The following is a 15,082-nucleotide window of genomic DNA, read 5'->3' on the forward strand; positions in this document are numbered from 1 at the left end:
ATCCACGATCGTGGATGCCCGGCGTTGTGCCACTCTGACGGCCGTCCGTCTCAGTGAACACGCCATCTCCTCCGTGAGATGGCGTCTCGGGACCTGGATCGTGGGGTGTGCATACCCCACGCACTCGGCTCACTCGGTTCACTCTGCGCAGGTCAACGGCCAGGCGCGGCGGTCACTCGCCGGATGAGAAAATTCACTCACTCACCGAGGCATTCACTTGCCGATTCACCCCTCCGAGTCCAGCCGTTCGCCTGCATCTGCGCGCGACGCATCGCGTCAGGCTCAGGTGACCGCGGGTCAAACGACACGGAGCCTCGACCAGACGGTAGAGGCTGACCCTCCGTGATCCATTCTTCGCCCTGTATCACCGGATGATCAACTGGTCGGCGTCTCTGCCGCCCCTGAGCCTGTTGGGTCCACCGTGTCGCGATGTCGTCCCTCCATCAGCCAGTCAGCTAGCAGCTCAATAAGCTTCCGGGCGGCTGCCATGGCGCGTTCGGCTTGACCACGGTCTGGATTCGGTACCCCTTCGATGGGTTCCAGTGCCCGTCGGTAATCACCAATGGCCTGTGAAAACTCAGCTCCACGCTCCCGATCAAGGGAGAACATTGCGATTTCCGCCGTGAGCACGATCAACGCCCAATCCCTGGTGTCAGTCCTCCTGGGCTGCGGCGTTCCTTCCTTGACCGTCTGCATCAGACTCGGCTGGATCTCGATGAGCATGAGAAACAACTTGATCGCGGCGTCCCTCGCTTCGCCCTCCAGAGCAAACCGCCGGTCGTGTCGACGCGTGGCCGACACCACGCCCCACGCAGTCAACGCAGCTACCATGCCGCCGATGACCGCCGAGATCCCGCCTTGCAAGAGATTCGCCCACCACCCTTGCATTACCGACCGACCTTCCCTGTCGCGGGCCAACTGAGCGTTAACCACCCCGGAGGACGGGTTTACCAGGTCAGCGGGGTCAGCCGCTCTCCGGAGAGGGAGTTAGGTCAGCGCGACCACCCGCAGCGCCTGTTTCCGGCCTGATCGCCAGCCGCGATCTAACCCGTCGAACGATCTAACTCAGATAACTTCTCGCAGGTCAGCACGGGACCGGCGGGACCAAACTCGGTGGGTTAGATTTCTAACCCGGGCGTGCCGTGCTAACCCGCGAGCTAACTCGCTCAGGCCGGAACGAGCGAGCCGACGGAACCGTCGTCATCCTCGGTCGGGTCGACCCACACCAGGTCACCGACCTGGGCAGCGATGGCCGCTAGAAACTCACTCGGCACGTGCATGTAGCGTTTGGCGATCGACGCATCGGACCACCCCATGATCTCCATGACAGCCGGTAGCGGGACCTTCAGGACCAACAGCATGGTTGCCGCCGTGTGCCGCGCGTCGTGCAGCCGAGCGCAAGACGGTGCCGTGGAAAGGGCTCGCGCGGACGGTCGGTCTCAACGGCGAGCCAGGAAAGAGGCTGGAACAGTCGGGGGTCACGGGTGGGCCGACTACCCCCTCCGAGTCCAAGCACCGGGCCGGGGAGGCAAGCTGGACTCGGAGGGTAGCGGCGTCGCGAGCGTGGTCGCCTGGCTCTCTGCCCAGGGTTCAGGCCGGTGCGGGTTCGTTGGCCGCTACCCGCTACCGGCGTAGCAACCGCCCGGTGGGCCCGGGTTGGGCGGTAGCGGCTGAGGTAGCGGCGCCGCTACCCAGTAGCGAGACTGCCGCTACCTTCCCTCTCGCAAGCGGGAGACCGTCCGTTAGGACGGCCGTAGACGCACGAACACAGGTGGTGAGGGTAACGACACCCGGCCGGCAACGGGCCCGGACCCGGGAAGGCGGTCTCCCACCCGTGCCCCCGACTGTTCCAGCGTCTTCCGGGACCACGCGGGAACCGGCGGTCAGCCCCCGGCCCCGGCCCGTCTCAGTTGTCGTCTCAGTTCACTCGGATACGGACTGCCTACGGGCGTGTCCCCTGTGACGCCTGACCAGTACGAACGTACGCACGTGCACCCGTGCGGACGGGTGGGAGGGAATTGGGAATCGTGTTGGGTTGATAGCCCTTGCGGTTCAATCCTGCCCCGCTCATCTGTGACCGGGCAAACGCGATCGTGGCGCCCGGCGTTTGTCAACTTGTGGATGGAGCCGTTGATCGGCGCCGAATAGCTGGTAATGGGCCGTATAGTGCGTTTTATGGGACTCCGCTACCTGCTTGTCGGCAGATGGAGCAAGGCCGAGCGAACGGCCCGGCGGGAGCTTCGAGAGGTCCGCAAGGCGGAAGGGCGGGGCGTCGACGGGGGCCGGGTCAGGCAGGGTCGGTACGACTACGGCGGGGGCGCGGGGCCGAATGTGGAGTTGCCCGATATCGGAGGGGGCGCCGGTTTCTGAACTCGTCAACCGGCGGGGCGGCTTCGGTTGGGACTTGCTCGCCGCGGCCCTCGGCGTCGCCGCGGGCTTTTCTTGCCGCGGAGTTGATGTCGTGGCCGGTGATGCCGTGGCGGCGGCGGTTGAGGTCGAATAGGGCGGCCCAGACCAGGAGTGCGAGCAGCGGAGTCAGGACGATGAGGATGGTGGTCGTCGGGTCCCCCTTTTCCGGATGAGCGGATTACCTGAGGTATCGCCGAGGCGGGCACGGCGGTGACCGGCTAGCGGATGCGGATGGGGATGGGGCCGAAGGAGCCGAAGGCGCACTCGCCGCCCGGGGCGCGGTCGCAGGCGTAGCCGGAGCCGGAGGCTTGGGCGCGGCCGGGGACGAACGGGCCGCCGACGCTGTCCACGGGCGCGGACCAGGGTTGGGTGGTGCCGTCGCACACGGTCAGGAAGAGGTAGCCGTAGCCCACCGGGCCTGGCGCCTGCACCACGGTCAGGTCGACGACGCCGTCGGAGTCGGGGGAGAACGGACCGCACACGTACCGGCCGGTGAGCACGACCTGAAGGCCGCCGGGCGCCAGCCGGGCGCCGGTCACCGACACCTGCAACGTTGCCTCGGCGACGGCCGGTTGGCCGGGACCGAGCACCGCGGCCGCGATGGCCGTCATCACCATGCCGAACCGGAGCAGCTTGCGCATCGTCGTCGCCACCTTCCGTCGTGGCAACGGTCCCGCGCGGCGGGCGCGGCGACAAGACCGCGTTCGGCTCAACTACGAGTGCACGGGCTGGCCGATGCCGATGAGGTTGCCCTCGCTGTCCCGGAACCAGGCGGCGCGCTCGCCGACGCCGACCGACGGGTAGTTTCCCTCGATCTCGGCGATGCCGTCGACCGTGCGGAAGCCGGGCGTGTCGACCTCCTCGAAGACCACGCCCCGGTCGCGCAGGCGCGAGACGACGGCCTCGATGTCGGCGACGGTGAACGCCATCTGGGTGTGCTCGCCGGATGGCGCCCCGGCCGACTGGAACAGCACGAACTCCCCGCGCCCGCACCGGTAGCGCAGCCCACCGGGGCGCTGCTCGACCGGCTCGAGACCGAGCTTGTCGGCGTAGAACCGCCGGGCCCGCTCGAGATCCTGGGCGGGCAGCCGGGTGGCGACCTCACTGTCGTTGAGCACGCCGCGATCCTAGCGACGAGCCGGTCGGTCTACTCCTCGTCGGGAGCGGCGTGGTCGGGCACGCCGGGGGTGGGGTCGCGGTCCAGGTCGATGAGCGGGTGGCGGTCGTCCCCCTCCTTGGCGTGGTGGCGGCCCCTCGGCTCGTCCGGTGGGGTCTCTGGGTCAGCGTGCACGGTGTCCTCCCTGGTGCTCCCACATCCGCCTGATCCGGGGAGTATCCCCTAGAGGAACGGGAAGATGCGCACCACCTGGGGATCATGGTCGCTGACCTGGTCGAAGAACTCCGCGTTGACGTGCACGACGTCGTAGTCGACCAGGCGGAGACCGCCGACGAAGACGTGGTCGAGGGTCTGGGAGTTGCCCTGGAAGACGTAGTTGTAGCGCTCGGCCGGGGGCAGGGTGTTGATCAGGTCGACCAGCGAGCCGCCCGCGGTGAGCTGCTGCGCGGCGGGCGAGAACGGGAAGTCGTTGATGTCGCCGAGGACGACGATGTTCGCGTGCCGGTCAAGGCTCTGGATCTTGCGGACGAACGTGCTGACCTCGGTGGCCTGGGCGACGCGCTGGACCTCCGACGAGCGGGCCGGTGGCTGGAAGCGTCCGGTGAGCGGCTGGTCGCCGCCCTTGGAGTTGAAGTGGTTGGCGATGACGAAGAAGGTCTGGCCGAGGAAGCGGAACTCGCCGGCCAGCGGCTTGCGGCTGTTGAGCCAGGCGTCGCTGGTGGGGTTGACGCGGCCGGGCGAGACCGTCAGGCGCGGGCCGAACGGCCAGTGGCCGGTGACGTCGACCGGGGTGGTGGCGTCGCCGCCCGGATGGTCTACAAAGGACACCCGAGCCGGGTTGAACAGGAAGGCGACCCGGATGTTGCCGCCGGGCTGCCCGCCGTCGGCGTCGTCGACGGGGTCGATCTGCCGCCACTGGTAGCGGGGGCCGCCGGCCGCCACGATCGCCTCGGTGAGCAGGCGCAGCGTCTCGTCGGCGGCCACCACGGCGTCGTCGACCGCGCCGTTGTTGTCCTGGATCTCTTCGAGGGCAACGATGTCCGGGCTGGCCAGCGCCCGCACCAGACCCTCGGCGAGCCGGGCGAACTTGGCCGGGTCGTTGTCCGGGGCCAGGTTCTCCACGTTGTACGTGGCCACGGCCAGCTCGTACGGGCGCTGCGGCCGGGTGGTCTCCCGCTGCAGGCCGCCGGGCACCAGCTCGCCGAGCTCGGTGGCCTGGATCTGGTAGCCGCCGAACCGGCTGTAGTCCACCGGTCCGGCGGTCACGCCGGCGAGCCGGTCGCCCACGTGCGCCTTGGGGAACGGGCGCTGCGCGAACGGGATCAGCGACTGGATCAGCAGGCGCCCGCTGTTCTGCTGGTCGTAGCCGGAGTACAGGGTGCCGCCGCGCGGGGTCGGGTTCTGGTTCGGCTTCGTGGTCACGAAAAGCTCGTTGAACTCGGTGGTCGGGCCGACCACCCGGGCGTCGTCGACCTGCACCCGCATGCTCTCGCGGGACTCGAAGAAGTCCAGCGCGAAGTCGGCCGGACGCAATGCGAGCGGCTCGATGCTGGCGCCGCCCGCCTCCGGCGTGTACGCGACGGGAACGGTGTCCGCGCCGAGGATCTCCGCCGGGGGCAACGGATTCCCACTGGACACGATGGTCCACTGTGGATTGGTCAGCTCGGTGGTGGACTGGTGCACCGAGGACGACGGCGGCGCGTCCGGGTAGAACTCGTCCACGGTGCCGGACACCAGGACGGAGTCGCCGGCCGCCACCGCCGGGGTGGCCGAGCCGGTGAAGGCGAACAGGCCCTCGCTGGTGGCCGGGTCGGCGTCGGGCTGCGGGTCCTGGAACCAGAACCCGCGGGCCGAGCCGAACGCGCGCACCGCGGTCACGATGCCCGGCACGCCGGACACCTGCTGACCGTCCAATGGGGACAGACGGGTGCCGCCCTGGATCTCGTGGATGCGGGCGGTGACCGGCGGGGTGCCGCCCCCGCCACCGGCCGGCGTGGGCTCACCCGAGGTGAAGTCCGCCCCGTTGTCGTCGGTGTCGAGCAGCGCGGCGGACCGCTGCGCCGAGCTCGTGTTGGACAGGGTCGGCGCAGGGGTGAGCTCGCGGACGACCGCGTTGCCGTAGCCGACCAGGTCCCGGATCCGGGTGTCCGCTGCGCAGTCGGCGGCCGTCTTGCAGGTCAGCCGCTCGGTGGAGGTGACGAGCGCGACCGTGCCGGCCGTGGCCGCCATGGCGATCGTCCCGGTCACGTCCGGGGTGGGCAGCGGAACCGTTCCGCCGCTGCCGGTTGCTTCGGCCACCAGGTAGCGGCGGTCCGGCGACACCTCGCCGGACAGCGGGGTGACCTGCCACTGCGAGGTCGCCGACGGGTTGGCCGGCAGGTACTGCACGCTCCAGCCGGTGACGCTGACGGCCGCCGCGCCGCGGGTGCCGAGCTCGATGAAGTCCTGCGTGAGCGTCGCGCCGGAGTTGCCGCCCCCGCCGTAGACCTCCGCGATCACCGCGTCGGGGCTCGGCGCGGCGGTCGCGACCGGCACGGCCACCACCCCCAGCCCGACCGACAGCGCGATAGCCCCGAGTAATGCGGCCCCCTGACGCTGGGTTGACCTCACGGCCCGTCCTAACCTCGTCGAATCAGTCGGTAGATCCTGACTCGATCGAGTGAACAGCGGAAGACCTAACGGGCAACTGTGCGCGCAGAGTTATCGCGGCGCTCAGTCGACGATCGGCGCGACGTTCGGCCTCGCGGGCGGCGTCACCGGCGCACCGGCGACCCGGGCTCGACCGGCGCACCAGGGCCGGCCATCTCGTTCGACAACACCGTCAGGACGGCGATCCCGGCCGCCGCCACAGCCATCGCGGCGCGGGCCACCCGCCGGCCCCACCGCCGCCCGGTCGCGTCCACGGCGGCACGGTAATCCTCGCGCGGCTCCGGAGTTGTCGGGGCGCTCAGCCGCCGTGGCCGCGCTTCTTCTTGTCGCCGCCCTTGCCGTTGTCGTCGTTCTTGCCGTTGTCGTCGTTCTTGGCGTGCTCGGCGGCTGGCCGGTGCTCGGGCTCGGGCGCCACCTCGACCTGGCTCACCGCGGTCCGCGGCACGAGGTCCACGGCCGGGACGGTTCTCGGGCCGGCCGGCGGGGAGGCGGGCTCGGCCGGCCGGACCGGGCCGGCGACGTCGTTCCAGACCAGCATGCCGAGTGCGATCCCGGCGATCACGGCGGCGGCCGACACGCCGCGGGCCACCCGGGACGCCCAGAAGCGGGGCCGGACCGGCTCGATCTCCTGCACCTTGGTCGGGCGGTCCGGCGCCGGCCGGTCGGCGGCCACGGGCGGCAGCACCGGCGCCGTCGCCTCGGTGCCGATCCCGCCGAGCAGCTCCGCGCAGGCGCCGGCGTCCGGGCGGTCGGCCGGGTCGCGCGCGGTCATCGCGGTCAGCGTCCTGCCCAGCGCCGGCGGCAGCCAGTCCGGGATCTGCGGCTGGCGGCGCAGCCGGGCCACCGCGGCCTCCACCTCGGTGCCGGTGTACTCCGGCCGCCCGGTCAGGCACTCCAGCAGCACCAGCCCGAGGGAGTAGATGTCGGCGGGCGGCCCGACCGCCTCGCCGGCGACCTGCTCGGGCGCCAGGTACGCGGCGGTCCCGACGCAGTTGCCGGATCCGGTCAGCCGTGCGGCGCCCTCAGCCCTGGCGATCCCGAAGTCGGCCAGGTAGCCGGTGCCGGACCCGTCCAGCAGCACGTTCGACGGCTTGAGGTCGCGGTGCACGATCCCTCTGGAGTGGACGTACCGCAACGTCTCGGCGAGCCGGGCGCCGAGCCGGGCCACCGGCTCCGGCGGCGTCGGGCCACGGTTGATCACCGTGCGCAGGGTGCAGCCGTTGATCAGCTGCAGCACCAGGTACGGCCGGCCGCCCGCGGTGCTGACGTCGAACACCCGCAGCAGGCCCGGATGGGACAGGCCGGCCAGCATCTTGGCCTCGGCCTCGAGGCGGGCCAGCGCGATGTCGTCGGCGCCGGGGTGGAACAGCTTGACCGCGACGGCGCGGCGCAGCCGGAGGTCGATCGCGGCGTACACGGTGGCCATTCCGCCGGAGCCCACCTGACGGTCCAGCCGGTAGCGGCCGTCGAGCAGCTGGCCAACGTCGACGTCCATCCCGCCTCCTCATCGGCCGCACGCAGACTTGTCCGTACCCAGTTGATCGCGGCCCGAAACGGCGGGCCCTGGCAGATCGGCATCCGAACGAGGAGAATGGCTCGGTTGATCGCAACGTCCGGGGGCGAGGACGAGGGTGGTGGTACCCCTGAGGGGCGATCGGCAGACGAGCGCGCGTCTGCTGGATGCGGTGATCAGCGTTTCCCGCGACCTGCGCCTGCGCGAGGTGCTGCAGCGCATCGTGGGTTACGCGTGCGACCTGGTGGATGCGCGCTACGGTGCGCTCGGCGTGGCCGGGCCCGGTGGGACGCTCGCCGACGTCATCACGCACGGCGTCGAGGCGACGCAGCAGGCCGCGATCGGCGATCTGCCCACCGGCCGGGGGCTGCTCGGCGAGCTGCTGCGGCATCCGCGGCCGCTGCGGCTGGCCGACGTGTCGCAGCATCCCGACGCGATCGGCTTTCCGCCCAACCACCCGACCATGCGCTCGTTCCTCGGCGTCCCGCTGCTGATCGGCGATGAGGTGTTCGGCACCCTCTACGTGACCGAGAAGCGCGGCGGCGTGGGGTTCACCGACGAAGATCAGGAGACGCTGACCTCGCTGGCCACCGCGGCCGGCATCGCGGTCGAGAACGCCAGGATGTACGAGCGCAGCACGCAGCGCGAGCGCTGGTTGCAGGCCTCCAACGAGATCACCACCGCGCTGCTGTCCGAGGCGAACCCGGCCGACGAGCTGCGGCTGATCACCGAGCGGGCCAAGACGGTGGCCGGCGCCCCGGTCGCGGCCATCGCGCTGCCCGACCCGGACCACCCCGACCGGCTGGTGTTCAAGGTGGTCCAGGGTCCGGACAAGGCCGACGAGCGGATGGCCGGAACCGTCGTGGACGTGGCCACGACCGCGTCGGGCCGGGTGTTCAGCACCGGCCGGCCGCTGCTGCTCGACCAGTACGGCGACCAGGCCGCGAACTGGCACGACGAGTACAACGGCGGGGCGACGCCGCGGCTGCGCGACCTCGGCTCGGCGGCGATCGTGCCGCTGGCCGCCGGCGACGTGACCCTCGGCGTGCTGCTGCTGATCAAGATCCGCGGCGAGCAGCCGTTCGCCGAGCCGGACCTGGAGCTGCTGCAGAACTTCGCCGCACACGCCGCGCTGGCCCTGCAGTACGCCAAGGCGCGGGCCGACCAGCGCCGGCTGGCGGTGTTCGAGGACCGCGACCGGATCGCCAAGGAGGTGCAGGACCTGGTGATCCGCCGGCTGTTCGACATCGGGCTCGGCCTGCAGGGGGTGAGCCGCCTGGTCCAGCCGGTGCTGCAGGGGCGGATCGCGCGCCTGGTCGACGGGCTCGACGAGATCATCAGGGACCTGCGGCGCAGCATCTTCTCGCTGCAGGAGGCCGCGGCTCCGGAGCCGAGACTGCCGGGCGCGCTGCGCGACGAGGTGCGTGCCATGGTCGGTGAGGCGACCGACGCGCTCGGCTTCGCGCCCCGGGTCACCATCGACGACAGCCTGGATTCCGCCGTGCCGGAACGAATCCGGCCCGACCTGCTGGCCACGCTGCGCGAGGCGCTGTCCAATGTGGCCCGGCATGCGCACGCCGGCGAGGTCACCATCGAGCTGCACGCCGACGCCGACATGATCAACTTGGTGGTGCTCGACGACGGCGTCGGGATCCCGCCGGTCCGCGAGCGCCACAGCGGCCTGGCCAACCTGGCCCGCCGAGCCGAGCGCTGGGGCGGCACCCTGACCGTCGTCCCGCGTGCGGCCGGTGGAACCCGGCTGACCTGGACCGTCCCGTTAGACAGGTGAGCCGGCGCGGTCTCGTTCGGCACGCAGCCGGCGGCCGGTACGCCAGAGCAGGAGCATGCACAGGCAGGCGCCGGTCAGCAGGGCGCTGGAGACGATCAGCTTGCCCAGCAACAGGAAGACAACGGTGAGCGCGAGCAGCCACCCCACGGCGCCGAGCAGGACGCCGGTGAACAGCCAATGCGGCCGGTCCGGCGCCGCGGTCGCCCGGCCCTCCCGGCTCGAGTCCAGCCGGTGGGTCGGGGCGACGGCGCGGCGGGTCTCGACCGGAGTGCCCTGCTCGAGCAGGCTCATCTCGGACCTCCTGCAAATTGACGTATGCAATAGCGTGCCGGAGCCGGCGATGCTCACCCAGAGTCACGATCCCCCGATCGGCAGGGTCTTTCGGCCCTAACCGCAAGGGGAATCCGCCTGGTGTGGCCACCCCGACGTCCGCGTAATCTTGGCCGGACGCGCCGGGCGTGCGTGCTGCCTTGCCCAACTTTTCGCGGAGAGAACATCGGTGACCATTCGCATCTTTCTCGTCGATGATCATGAGATCGTCCGCCGGGGTATCGCCGATCTCATCGAGGACGAGCCGGATCTCGAAGTCGTCGGGGAGGCGGCATCGGTCGCCGAGGCGCTCGCCCGGATTCCCAAGAGCGAGGCCGATGTCGCCGTGCTGGACGTGCGGATGCCCGACGGCAACGGGGTCGAGCTGTGCCGCGAGCTGCGGTCGCAACTGCCGGAGCTGAACTGCCTGATGCTCACGTCTTACGCCGACGACGAGGCGCTTTTCGACGCGATCATGGCCGGGGCGTCGGGTTTCGTGCTCAAGCAGGTGCTCGGCAACGACCTGCTCAACGCGGTCCGCACGGTCGGCCAGGGCGGCTCGCTGCTCGACCCGCGCACCACCTCCGCGCTGCTCGGCCGGATCCGCCGCAAGCGCGAGGAGAGCGACCCGATCGCCGCGCTGTCCGATCAGGAGCGCACGGTGCTCGACCTGATCGGCGAGGGCCTCACCAACCGCCAGATCAGCGAACGGATGTACCTCGCGGAGAAGACGGTCAAGAACTACGTCTCCCACCTGCTGGCCAAGCTCGGCATGCAGCGCCGCACCCAGGCCGCGGTCCTGGCCGCCGAGCTGCGGGCGCGGGACGCCAGGGAGCCGCGCTCACCCAAGTAGCCGCTGCAGCGGGGCGCGCCAGGTCAGCTGGTTGCCGCCGGCCGCCGGGATACCCAGGTCGGCGCTTCCCCCGCAGTGCTCGGCCCGGCGCTGGGCGGACTGGCGGGCCGTGCGGGCGATCTCCGCGGGCAGCGGGATGCCGTTGTCGACGACGTCGAGGACGAGCTCGGCGCCGGCCTCGATGACCACGGTGATCTCGTTGGCCCTGGCGTGCAGCACGGCGTTGGTCAGGGCATCGGACAGGACGGCGACGACGTGGTCGCCGACGGCGTCCGGGACGAGGGTGTCCACGGCGCCGGAGATGCGCACGGCCGGCGCCACGCCGGTCCCGGAGCTGAGCTCGGCGACGACGTCCAGCAGCCGGCGGCGCAGGCTGACCGCGCTGTCCTCGGGCGTGGTGTGCAGGTCGAAGATCGACGTGCGGATCTCCCGGACCGTGGCGTCGAGCTGCTCGACGGCCTGACCGACGCGGCGCGCCGCCTCCGGGTCGGTGATCCGCCGGACGGTGCCCTGCAGGCTCATTCCGGTGGCGAAGAGTCTCTGGATGACGTGGTCGTGCAGGTCCTCGGCGATCCGGTCGCGGTCGGCAAGCACGTCGAGCAGCCGCCGGGCGCGCTGGGTCTCGGCGAACTCCAGCGCCATCGCGGCCTGGTTGGCGAACGAGCCGAGCACCGGCTCCTGGTCCGGCGGGAACTGCCGCTGCCCCTTGCCGCGCACCGCGAGCAGCCCGCCGGCGACGTCCGTGCCCGGCAGCCGGACGGCGAGGCCGGGCCCGAACCCGTCGGCGGCCGAGCCGAGGCTGTCCCGCAGCGCCGTGGCCAGGTCGTCGATCCTGGTCACCGGGTCGGCGAACAGCGGGGCGTCGACCCGCACGCCGATCAGCTCGGCGGGCAGCTCCCCCGCCACCGCCTGGACGATCAGGTCGGCCTCGGACGGCAGCATGATCAGCACCCAGTCGGCGCTGGACAGCTCGCGCGCCCGGGACGCCACCAGCCACAGCGACTCGCCGATCGACGCACCGTGCAGCAGCCGCTCGTTGATCTCCGCGGTGGCCGCCAGCCAGCGCTCCCTTGTCCGGGACTGCTCGAACAGCCGGGCGTTGTCCACGGCCACCCCGGCCGCGGCGGCCAGGGCGACGAGCACGGCCTCGTCGTCGGCGGTGAACTCGGTGCCGTCGCGCTTCTCGGTCAGGTAGATGTTGCCGAACACCGCGTCCCGCACCCGGATCGGCGCGCCGAGGAAGCTGTGCATCGGCGGGTGGTTGGGCGGGAAGCCGATCGAGTCGGGATGGCGGCTCAGATCGGCGAGGCGGATCGGCCGCGGGTCGGCGATCAGCGTGCCGAGCAGGCCGCGCCCCTCCGGGAGGTTGCCCATCCCGGCCCGGGTCTCGTCGTCGATGCCCTCGTGGATGAACTGCGCGAGCCCGTCGTCGCCCACCACGCCGAGCGCGCCGTAGCGGGCCTCGATCAGCTCGACGGCCACCCGGACGATGCGCTGCAGAGTGGAGTCCAGCTCCAGCCCGGCGCCGACCGCGAGCACCGCCTCCAGCAGGACCTGCAGGCGATCGCGGGTCTTGATGATCTCCGCGAGCCGGTCGTGCACCTCACCGAGCAGGGTTTCCAGCCCCGCCGAGGGATCCTGCTCAGGCATCGGCCGCGCGCAGATGCATGTCGAAGAACGCCACGATCCGCTCGCGGGCGTCCCGGGCGGACGCCTCGTGGTACCGCATCCCGAGCACCTTTGCCATGGCACGCACCGAGACCGGTGCGTCGGCCGGATCGTGGTCGTTGAGGAAGGCGTGCCCGGCCTCGGGGTACTCCTTCACGTCGTGCTCGACGCCGTTGGCGGCCAGCGCCCGGGACAGCTTGTCGGCGGCGTGCCGCAGGCCGAGATCCCTGCGACCGTAGCTGCCGACCACGGGGCACGAGCCGGCCAGCGCCCGCTCGGCATTCCTCGGCACCGAGCCGTAGTTCACGCTGGCCGCGGCGAAACCGTGGCCGGAGGCCGACATCAGGGCGAAGCCGCCGCCGAGGCAGAACCCGATCACCCCGATCCGGCCGGTGCAGTCCGCCTGCCCGGCGAGCCAGGTGCGGACCGCGTCGATGTCGCCGAGCGGGCGGCCGGCGTCGCGCAGGAAGGACACCACGCAGGCGATCCGCCGGCCACCGCGGAACAGGTCGGGCGCGGCGGCGAGGAAGCCGGCGCCGGCCAGCCAGTCGGCCTGGTTGCACAGGTCGGTGCTCATGCCGACGAGGTCGTGGACGACCACGACTCCCGGCCACGGCCCGGTTGCGTCCGGAGTGGACAGATAGGCCGTCAGCTCCCCGCGGGGCGCCGGGATCGTCACCTGGCTCATCGCGCTCCCGTCATTCGCCGTGGCCGTTGCCGGCCACGATCTGCTCGAGGTCGGCCGGGTCGCCGAACAGCGGACCCCGTGCCGTGTGCACACCGATGCCCGCCCACCAGGCGGCCTGCTCCTCGGTGCACACATCCTCTACAGACGCCTGAGCGTCGAGCTCGATGACGGCGGTCACCAACTGCGCCACCGACCGGGCCACCGGCGAATCGGCCGGGGGCCAGTCCTCCTTGTCGTCAAAGGGGTTTGCGATGATCACCGTCCGCACCGGGGACCGGGCCAGCACGGCCAGCTCCCGCGGCCCGCCGTGGAACCCGCACAGCGCGGTGTCGAAGCCGATCTCGGCGACCGTCTGGAGGTTGTCCGCGGCGCTGCCGAGCTCGTCGCGTACCGCGTCGGTGTCGAACGCGATCTGCAGCAGGTTCGACGGCAGCGAGGTGGTCTCGATCGCCTGGATCACGGCGGCCACCAGGTCGTCGTCCGCCGACTGCAGCCGGGACAGCCGCACGCGCAGCACCGCGTCGGACTGCTGGCCGACGATCAGCTGCCACACCGGGAGGTTCTCGCACGCCTGGCGCAGCATCCACGGTCCGAACAGGACGGACTGGCCGGTGCGCTCGGCCAGCGCCGTGGTCGTGGCCTCGTCCAGCGGACCGTCGGTCCGGCCGGTCCAGCACAACCCGCCGTGGTACGCCACGGTCTTGCGGTCGGCCAGCCGCACGACGGGTTGGTAGCTGACCTCCAGCTCGCCGTGCTCGAACGCGCCCGGCAGCGCCGCCGCGTCCCGGTTGACCGGACGCACCCGCTGGTCCTGCTGCCGGTCGAACTGCATCCACTGCCGCCGGCCCGCCGCCCTCGCGCCGTGCAGCGCGGAGTCGGCCGCCCGGAACAGCTCCGCGCTGGACATCTCCGACGCCGCGCACCGCACGACGCCGATCGCGGCGCCGAGCGCGACTCCCGGCCCGTCGACGTACTCCGGCTCGGCGAGCGCCTCGTTCACCTGCGCCACCAGCTCCGGGACCTCCGGCGTGGTCGGCGAGTCCTCGATCAGGACGGCGAACTCGTCGCCGCCGATCCGGGCCACCAGCGCCTCCTCGCCGGCGAACGTCAGCTCGAGCCGGCCGGCGACCGTCCGCAGCAGATGATCGCCGACCCGATGGCCGAGCCCGTCGTTGAGCACGGAAAGGCCGTCGAGGTTCAAGCAGCACAACGTGATCGACGCGTCCGGGTCGACCTTGGCCAGCCGGGTCTCCAAAGTGGACTCGAAGTACACCCGGTTCGCCACGCCGGTCAGCGCGTCGTGCAGCAGCTGGTGGCCGAACCTGCCCTGCAGCAGCTGCAGCTCGCTGAGGTCCTGCACGGTCATCACGAACGCGTCCGGCTCGCCAAGCCCACCCCGCAGCGGCGACATGGCCACGTAGACCCAGGCGGTCTCGCCGTCGCGGCGCACTAGCTTGCGGCGCCCGCGCGGCCGGTCGAACCGCCGGCCGGGGTCGTCGTCGGCGACGTAGTCGACAAGCGACTCGCCGGCGAGATCCTCCGGCCGGCAGGCCAGGATCTCGGCCAGCGCCGGATTCGCCCGGACGAACCGGCCGGCCAGGTCGGTGATCGCGACGCCGGTGGGCGAGGAGGTGAACACCTCCTGGAACAGGTTCTCCGTTGCGCGCATCACCCGCTCGGCCCGCTGCTTGGCCGCCAGCAGGGCCCGCTTCATGTCCTCCTGCTGGTCGAGGGTTCTGGCCCGCATCGCGTCGGCGTAGCCGGTGGACATCGCGCCGAGCAGCGCCGCGAGGTTGCGCAACCGCTCGTTGTCGGGCGGGCCGGTCAGCTCGAGCAGGCCGTCGACGAGCAGGGCGACCGAGCGCCGCAGCGAGTCCAGCCCGACCAGCTGGCCGGCCACCATCCGCGCCCCGACCTCCGCGCCGGGCGCGGCCGAGAACGGTTGCGCGGCAAGGGCATCGACCAGCACGTGCACCAGATCGAGCAGGTAGTCCTCGAGCTCGCGCACCGAGATGGGCACGTAGGCCGTGGCCCCGACGGCCCGTACCCAGGCACGGGCGAGCTCGCGCGCTCGGTCGTCGGCCACG

14 protein-coding genes are annotated in these 15,082 nt (G+C 71.4%); 2 read left to right on the forward strand and 12 right to left on the reverse strand.

Going from position 1 to position 15,082, the window contains the following annotated elements:
* Window positions 1-375 precede the first annotated feature (375 nt).
* The 8 genes from VGX25_RS11405 to VGX25_RS11440 form a co-directional block, all read right to left on the reverse strand.
* Window positions 376-864, reverse strand: a complete 489-nt coding sequence (locus VGX25_RS11405; RefSeq protein WP_326917628.1) for a hypothetical protein — start codon at window positions 862-864, stop codon at window positions 376-378.
* A gap of 302 nt (window positions 865-1,166) precedes the next feature.
* Window positions 1,167-1,391 (reverse strand): tyrosine-type recombinase/integrase, encoded by a 225-nt coding sequence (locus VGX25_RS11410; RefSeq protein ID WP_326917657.1) that lies wholly within the window; start codon window positions 1,389-1,391, stop codon window positions 1,167-1,169.
* Between the two features lie 1,236 nt (window positions 1,392-2,627).
* The gene (locus VGX25_RS11415) at window positions 2,628-3,050 is read right to left on the reverse strand and encodes a hypothetical protein (RefSeq protein ID WP_326917629.1); all 423 of its coding nucleotides are present in this window, start codon (window positions 3,048-3,050) and stop codon (window positions 2,628-2,630) included.
* A gap of 72 nt (window positions 3,051-3,122) precedes the next feature.
* Window positions 3,123-3,527, reverse strand: coding sequence for a VOC family protein (locus tag VGX25_RS11420; protein WP_326917630.1), 405 nt, complete (start codon window positions 3,525-3,527; stop codon window positions 3,123-3,125).
* 29 nt (window positions 3,528-3,556) lie between these two features.
* Window positions 3,557-3,700, reverse strand: a complete 144-nt coding sequence (locus VGX25_RS11425; protein WP_326917631.1) for a hypothetical protein — start codon at window positions 3,698-3,700, stop codon at window positions 3,557-3,559.
* Window positions 3,701-3,748: 48 nt separating this feature from the next.
* Window positions 3,749-6,136 (reverse strand): endonuclease/exonuclease/phosphatase family protein, encoded by a 2,388-nt coding sequence (locus VGX25_RS11430; protein WP_414635768.1) that lies wholly within the window; start codon window positions 6,134-6,136, stop codon window positions 3,749-3,751.
* 143 nt (window positions 6,137-6,279) lie between these two features.
* Window positions 6,280-6,429 (reverse strand): hypothetical protein, encoded by a 150-nt coding sequence (locus tag VGX25_RS11435; protein WP_326917633.1) that lies wholly within the window; start codon window positions 6,427-6,429, stop codon window positions 6,280-6,282.
* A gap of 44 nt (window positions 6,430-6,473) precedes the next feature.
* Window positions 6,474-7,670 carry a serine/threonine-protein kinase gene (locus VGX25_RS11440; protein ID WP_326917634.1) on the reverse strand — a complete coding sequence of 399 codons (1,197 nt, stop codon included), beginning with the start codon at window positions 7,668-7,670 and terminating at the stop codon, window positions 6,474-6,476.
* Between the two features lie 190 nt (window positions 7,671-7,860).
* Between VGX25_RS11440 and VGX25_RS11445 the strand changes: the two genes are divergently transcribed.
* A complete protein-coding gene (locus tag VGX25_RS11445) occupies window positions 7,861-9,477 on the forward strand; it encodes a GAF domain-containing protein (protein ID WP_326917635.1) in 1,617 nt (538 codons plus the stop codon).
* Here the strand turns inward: VGX25_RS11445 and VGX25_RS11450 are convergent.
* Complete coding sequence (locus VGX25_RS11450) at window positions 9,466-9,768, reverse strand: hypothetical protein (protein ID WP_326917636.1); 303 nt, start codon at window positions 9,766-9,768, stop codon at window positions 9,466-9,468. The two genes, VGX25_RS11445 and VGX25_RS11450, sit on opposite strands and share 12 nt — an antisense overlap.
* A gap of 208 nt (window positions 9,769-9,976) precedes the next feature.
* On the opposite strand from VGX25_RS11450, the gene VGX25_RS11455 reads away from it, so the two are divergent.
* Complete coding sequence (locus VGX25_RS11455) at window positions 9,977-10,639, forward strand: response regulator transcription factor (protein WP_326917637.1); 663 nt, start codon at window positions 9,977-9,979, stop codon at window positions 10,637-10,639.
* On the opposite strand, the gene VGX25_RS11460 is transcribed toward VGX25_RS11455, so the two are convergent.
* From VGX25_RS11460 to VGX25_RS11470, 3 genes are read right to left on the reverse strand one after another with little or no spacing between them, the layout of a single operon-like run.
* Entirely contained in the window at window positions 10,628-12,289 is a 1,662-nt protein-coding gene (locus VGX25_RS11460; RefSeq protein WP_326917638.1) for a GAF domain-containing protein, read from the reverse strand. The two genes, VGX25_RS11455 and VGX25_RS11460, sit on opposite strands and share 12 nt — an antisense overlap.
* On the reverse strand, window positions 12,282-12,995 hold the full coding sequence (locus VGX25_RS11465; RefSeq protein WP_326917639.1) for a dienelactone hydrolase family protein: 714 nt from the start codon (window positions 12,993-12,995) through the stop codon (window positions 12,282-12,284). The genes VGX25_RS11460 and VGX25_RS11465 overlap by 8 nt, the downstream gene beginning before the upstream one ends.
* Window positions 12,996-13,005: 10 nt before the next feature.
* Window positions 13,006-15,081 (reverse strand): diguanylate cyclase domain-containing protein, encoded by a 2,076-nt coding sequence (locus tag VGX25_RS11470; protein WP_326917640.1) that lies wholly within the window; start codon window positions 15,079-15,081, stop codon window positions 13,006-13,008.
* Between the last annotated feature and the right edge of the window lies 1 nt (window position 15,082).

Source organism: Actinophytocola sp. (assembly GCF_035942955.1).
Lineage (GTDB): Bacteria > Actinomycetota > Actinomycetes > Mycobacteriales > Pseudonocardiaceae > DASYTH01.

Excerpts from the sequence above, each read along its gene's own strand:
- VGX25_RS11415 (WP_326917629.1), bottom strand. The coding sequence starts at position 3,050 with ATGCGCAAGCTGCTCCGGTTCGGCATGGTGATGACGGCCATCGCGGCC.
- VGX25_RS11440 (WP_326917634.1), bottom strand. The coding sequence starts at position 7,670 with ATGGACGTCGACGTTGGCCAGCTGCTCGACGGCCGCTACCGGCTGGAC.
- VGX25_RS11450 (WP_326917636.1), bottom strand. The coding sequence starts at position 9,768 with ATGAGCCTGCTCGAGCAGGGCACTCCGGTCGAGACCCGCCGCGCCGTC.
- VGX25_RS11460 (WP_326917638.1), bottom strand. The coding sequence starts at position 12,289 with ATGCCTGAGCAGGATCCCTCGGCGGGGCTGGAAACCCTGCTCGGTGAG.
- VGX25_RS11465 (WP_326917639.1), bottom strand. The coding sequence starts at position 12,995 with ATGAGCCAGGTGACGATCCCGGCGCCCCGCGGGGAGCTGACGGCCTAT.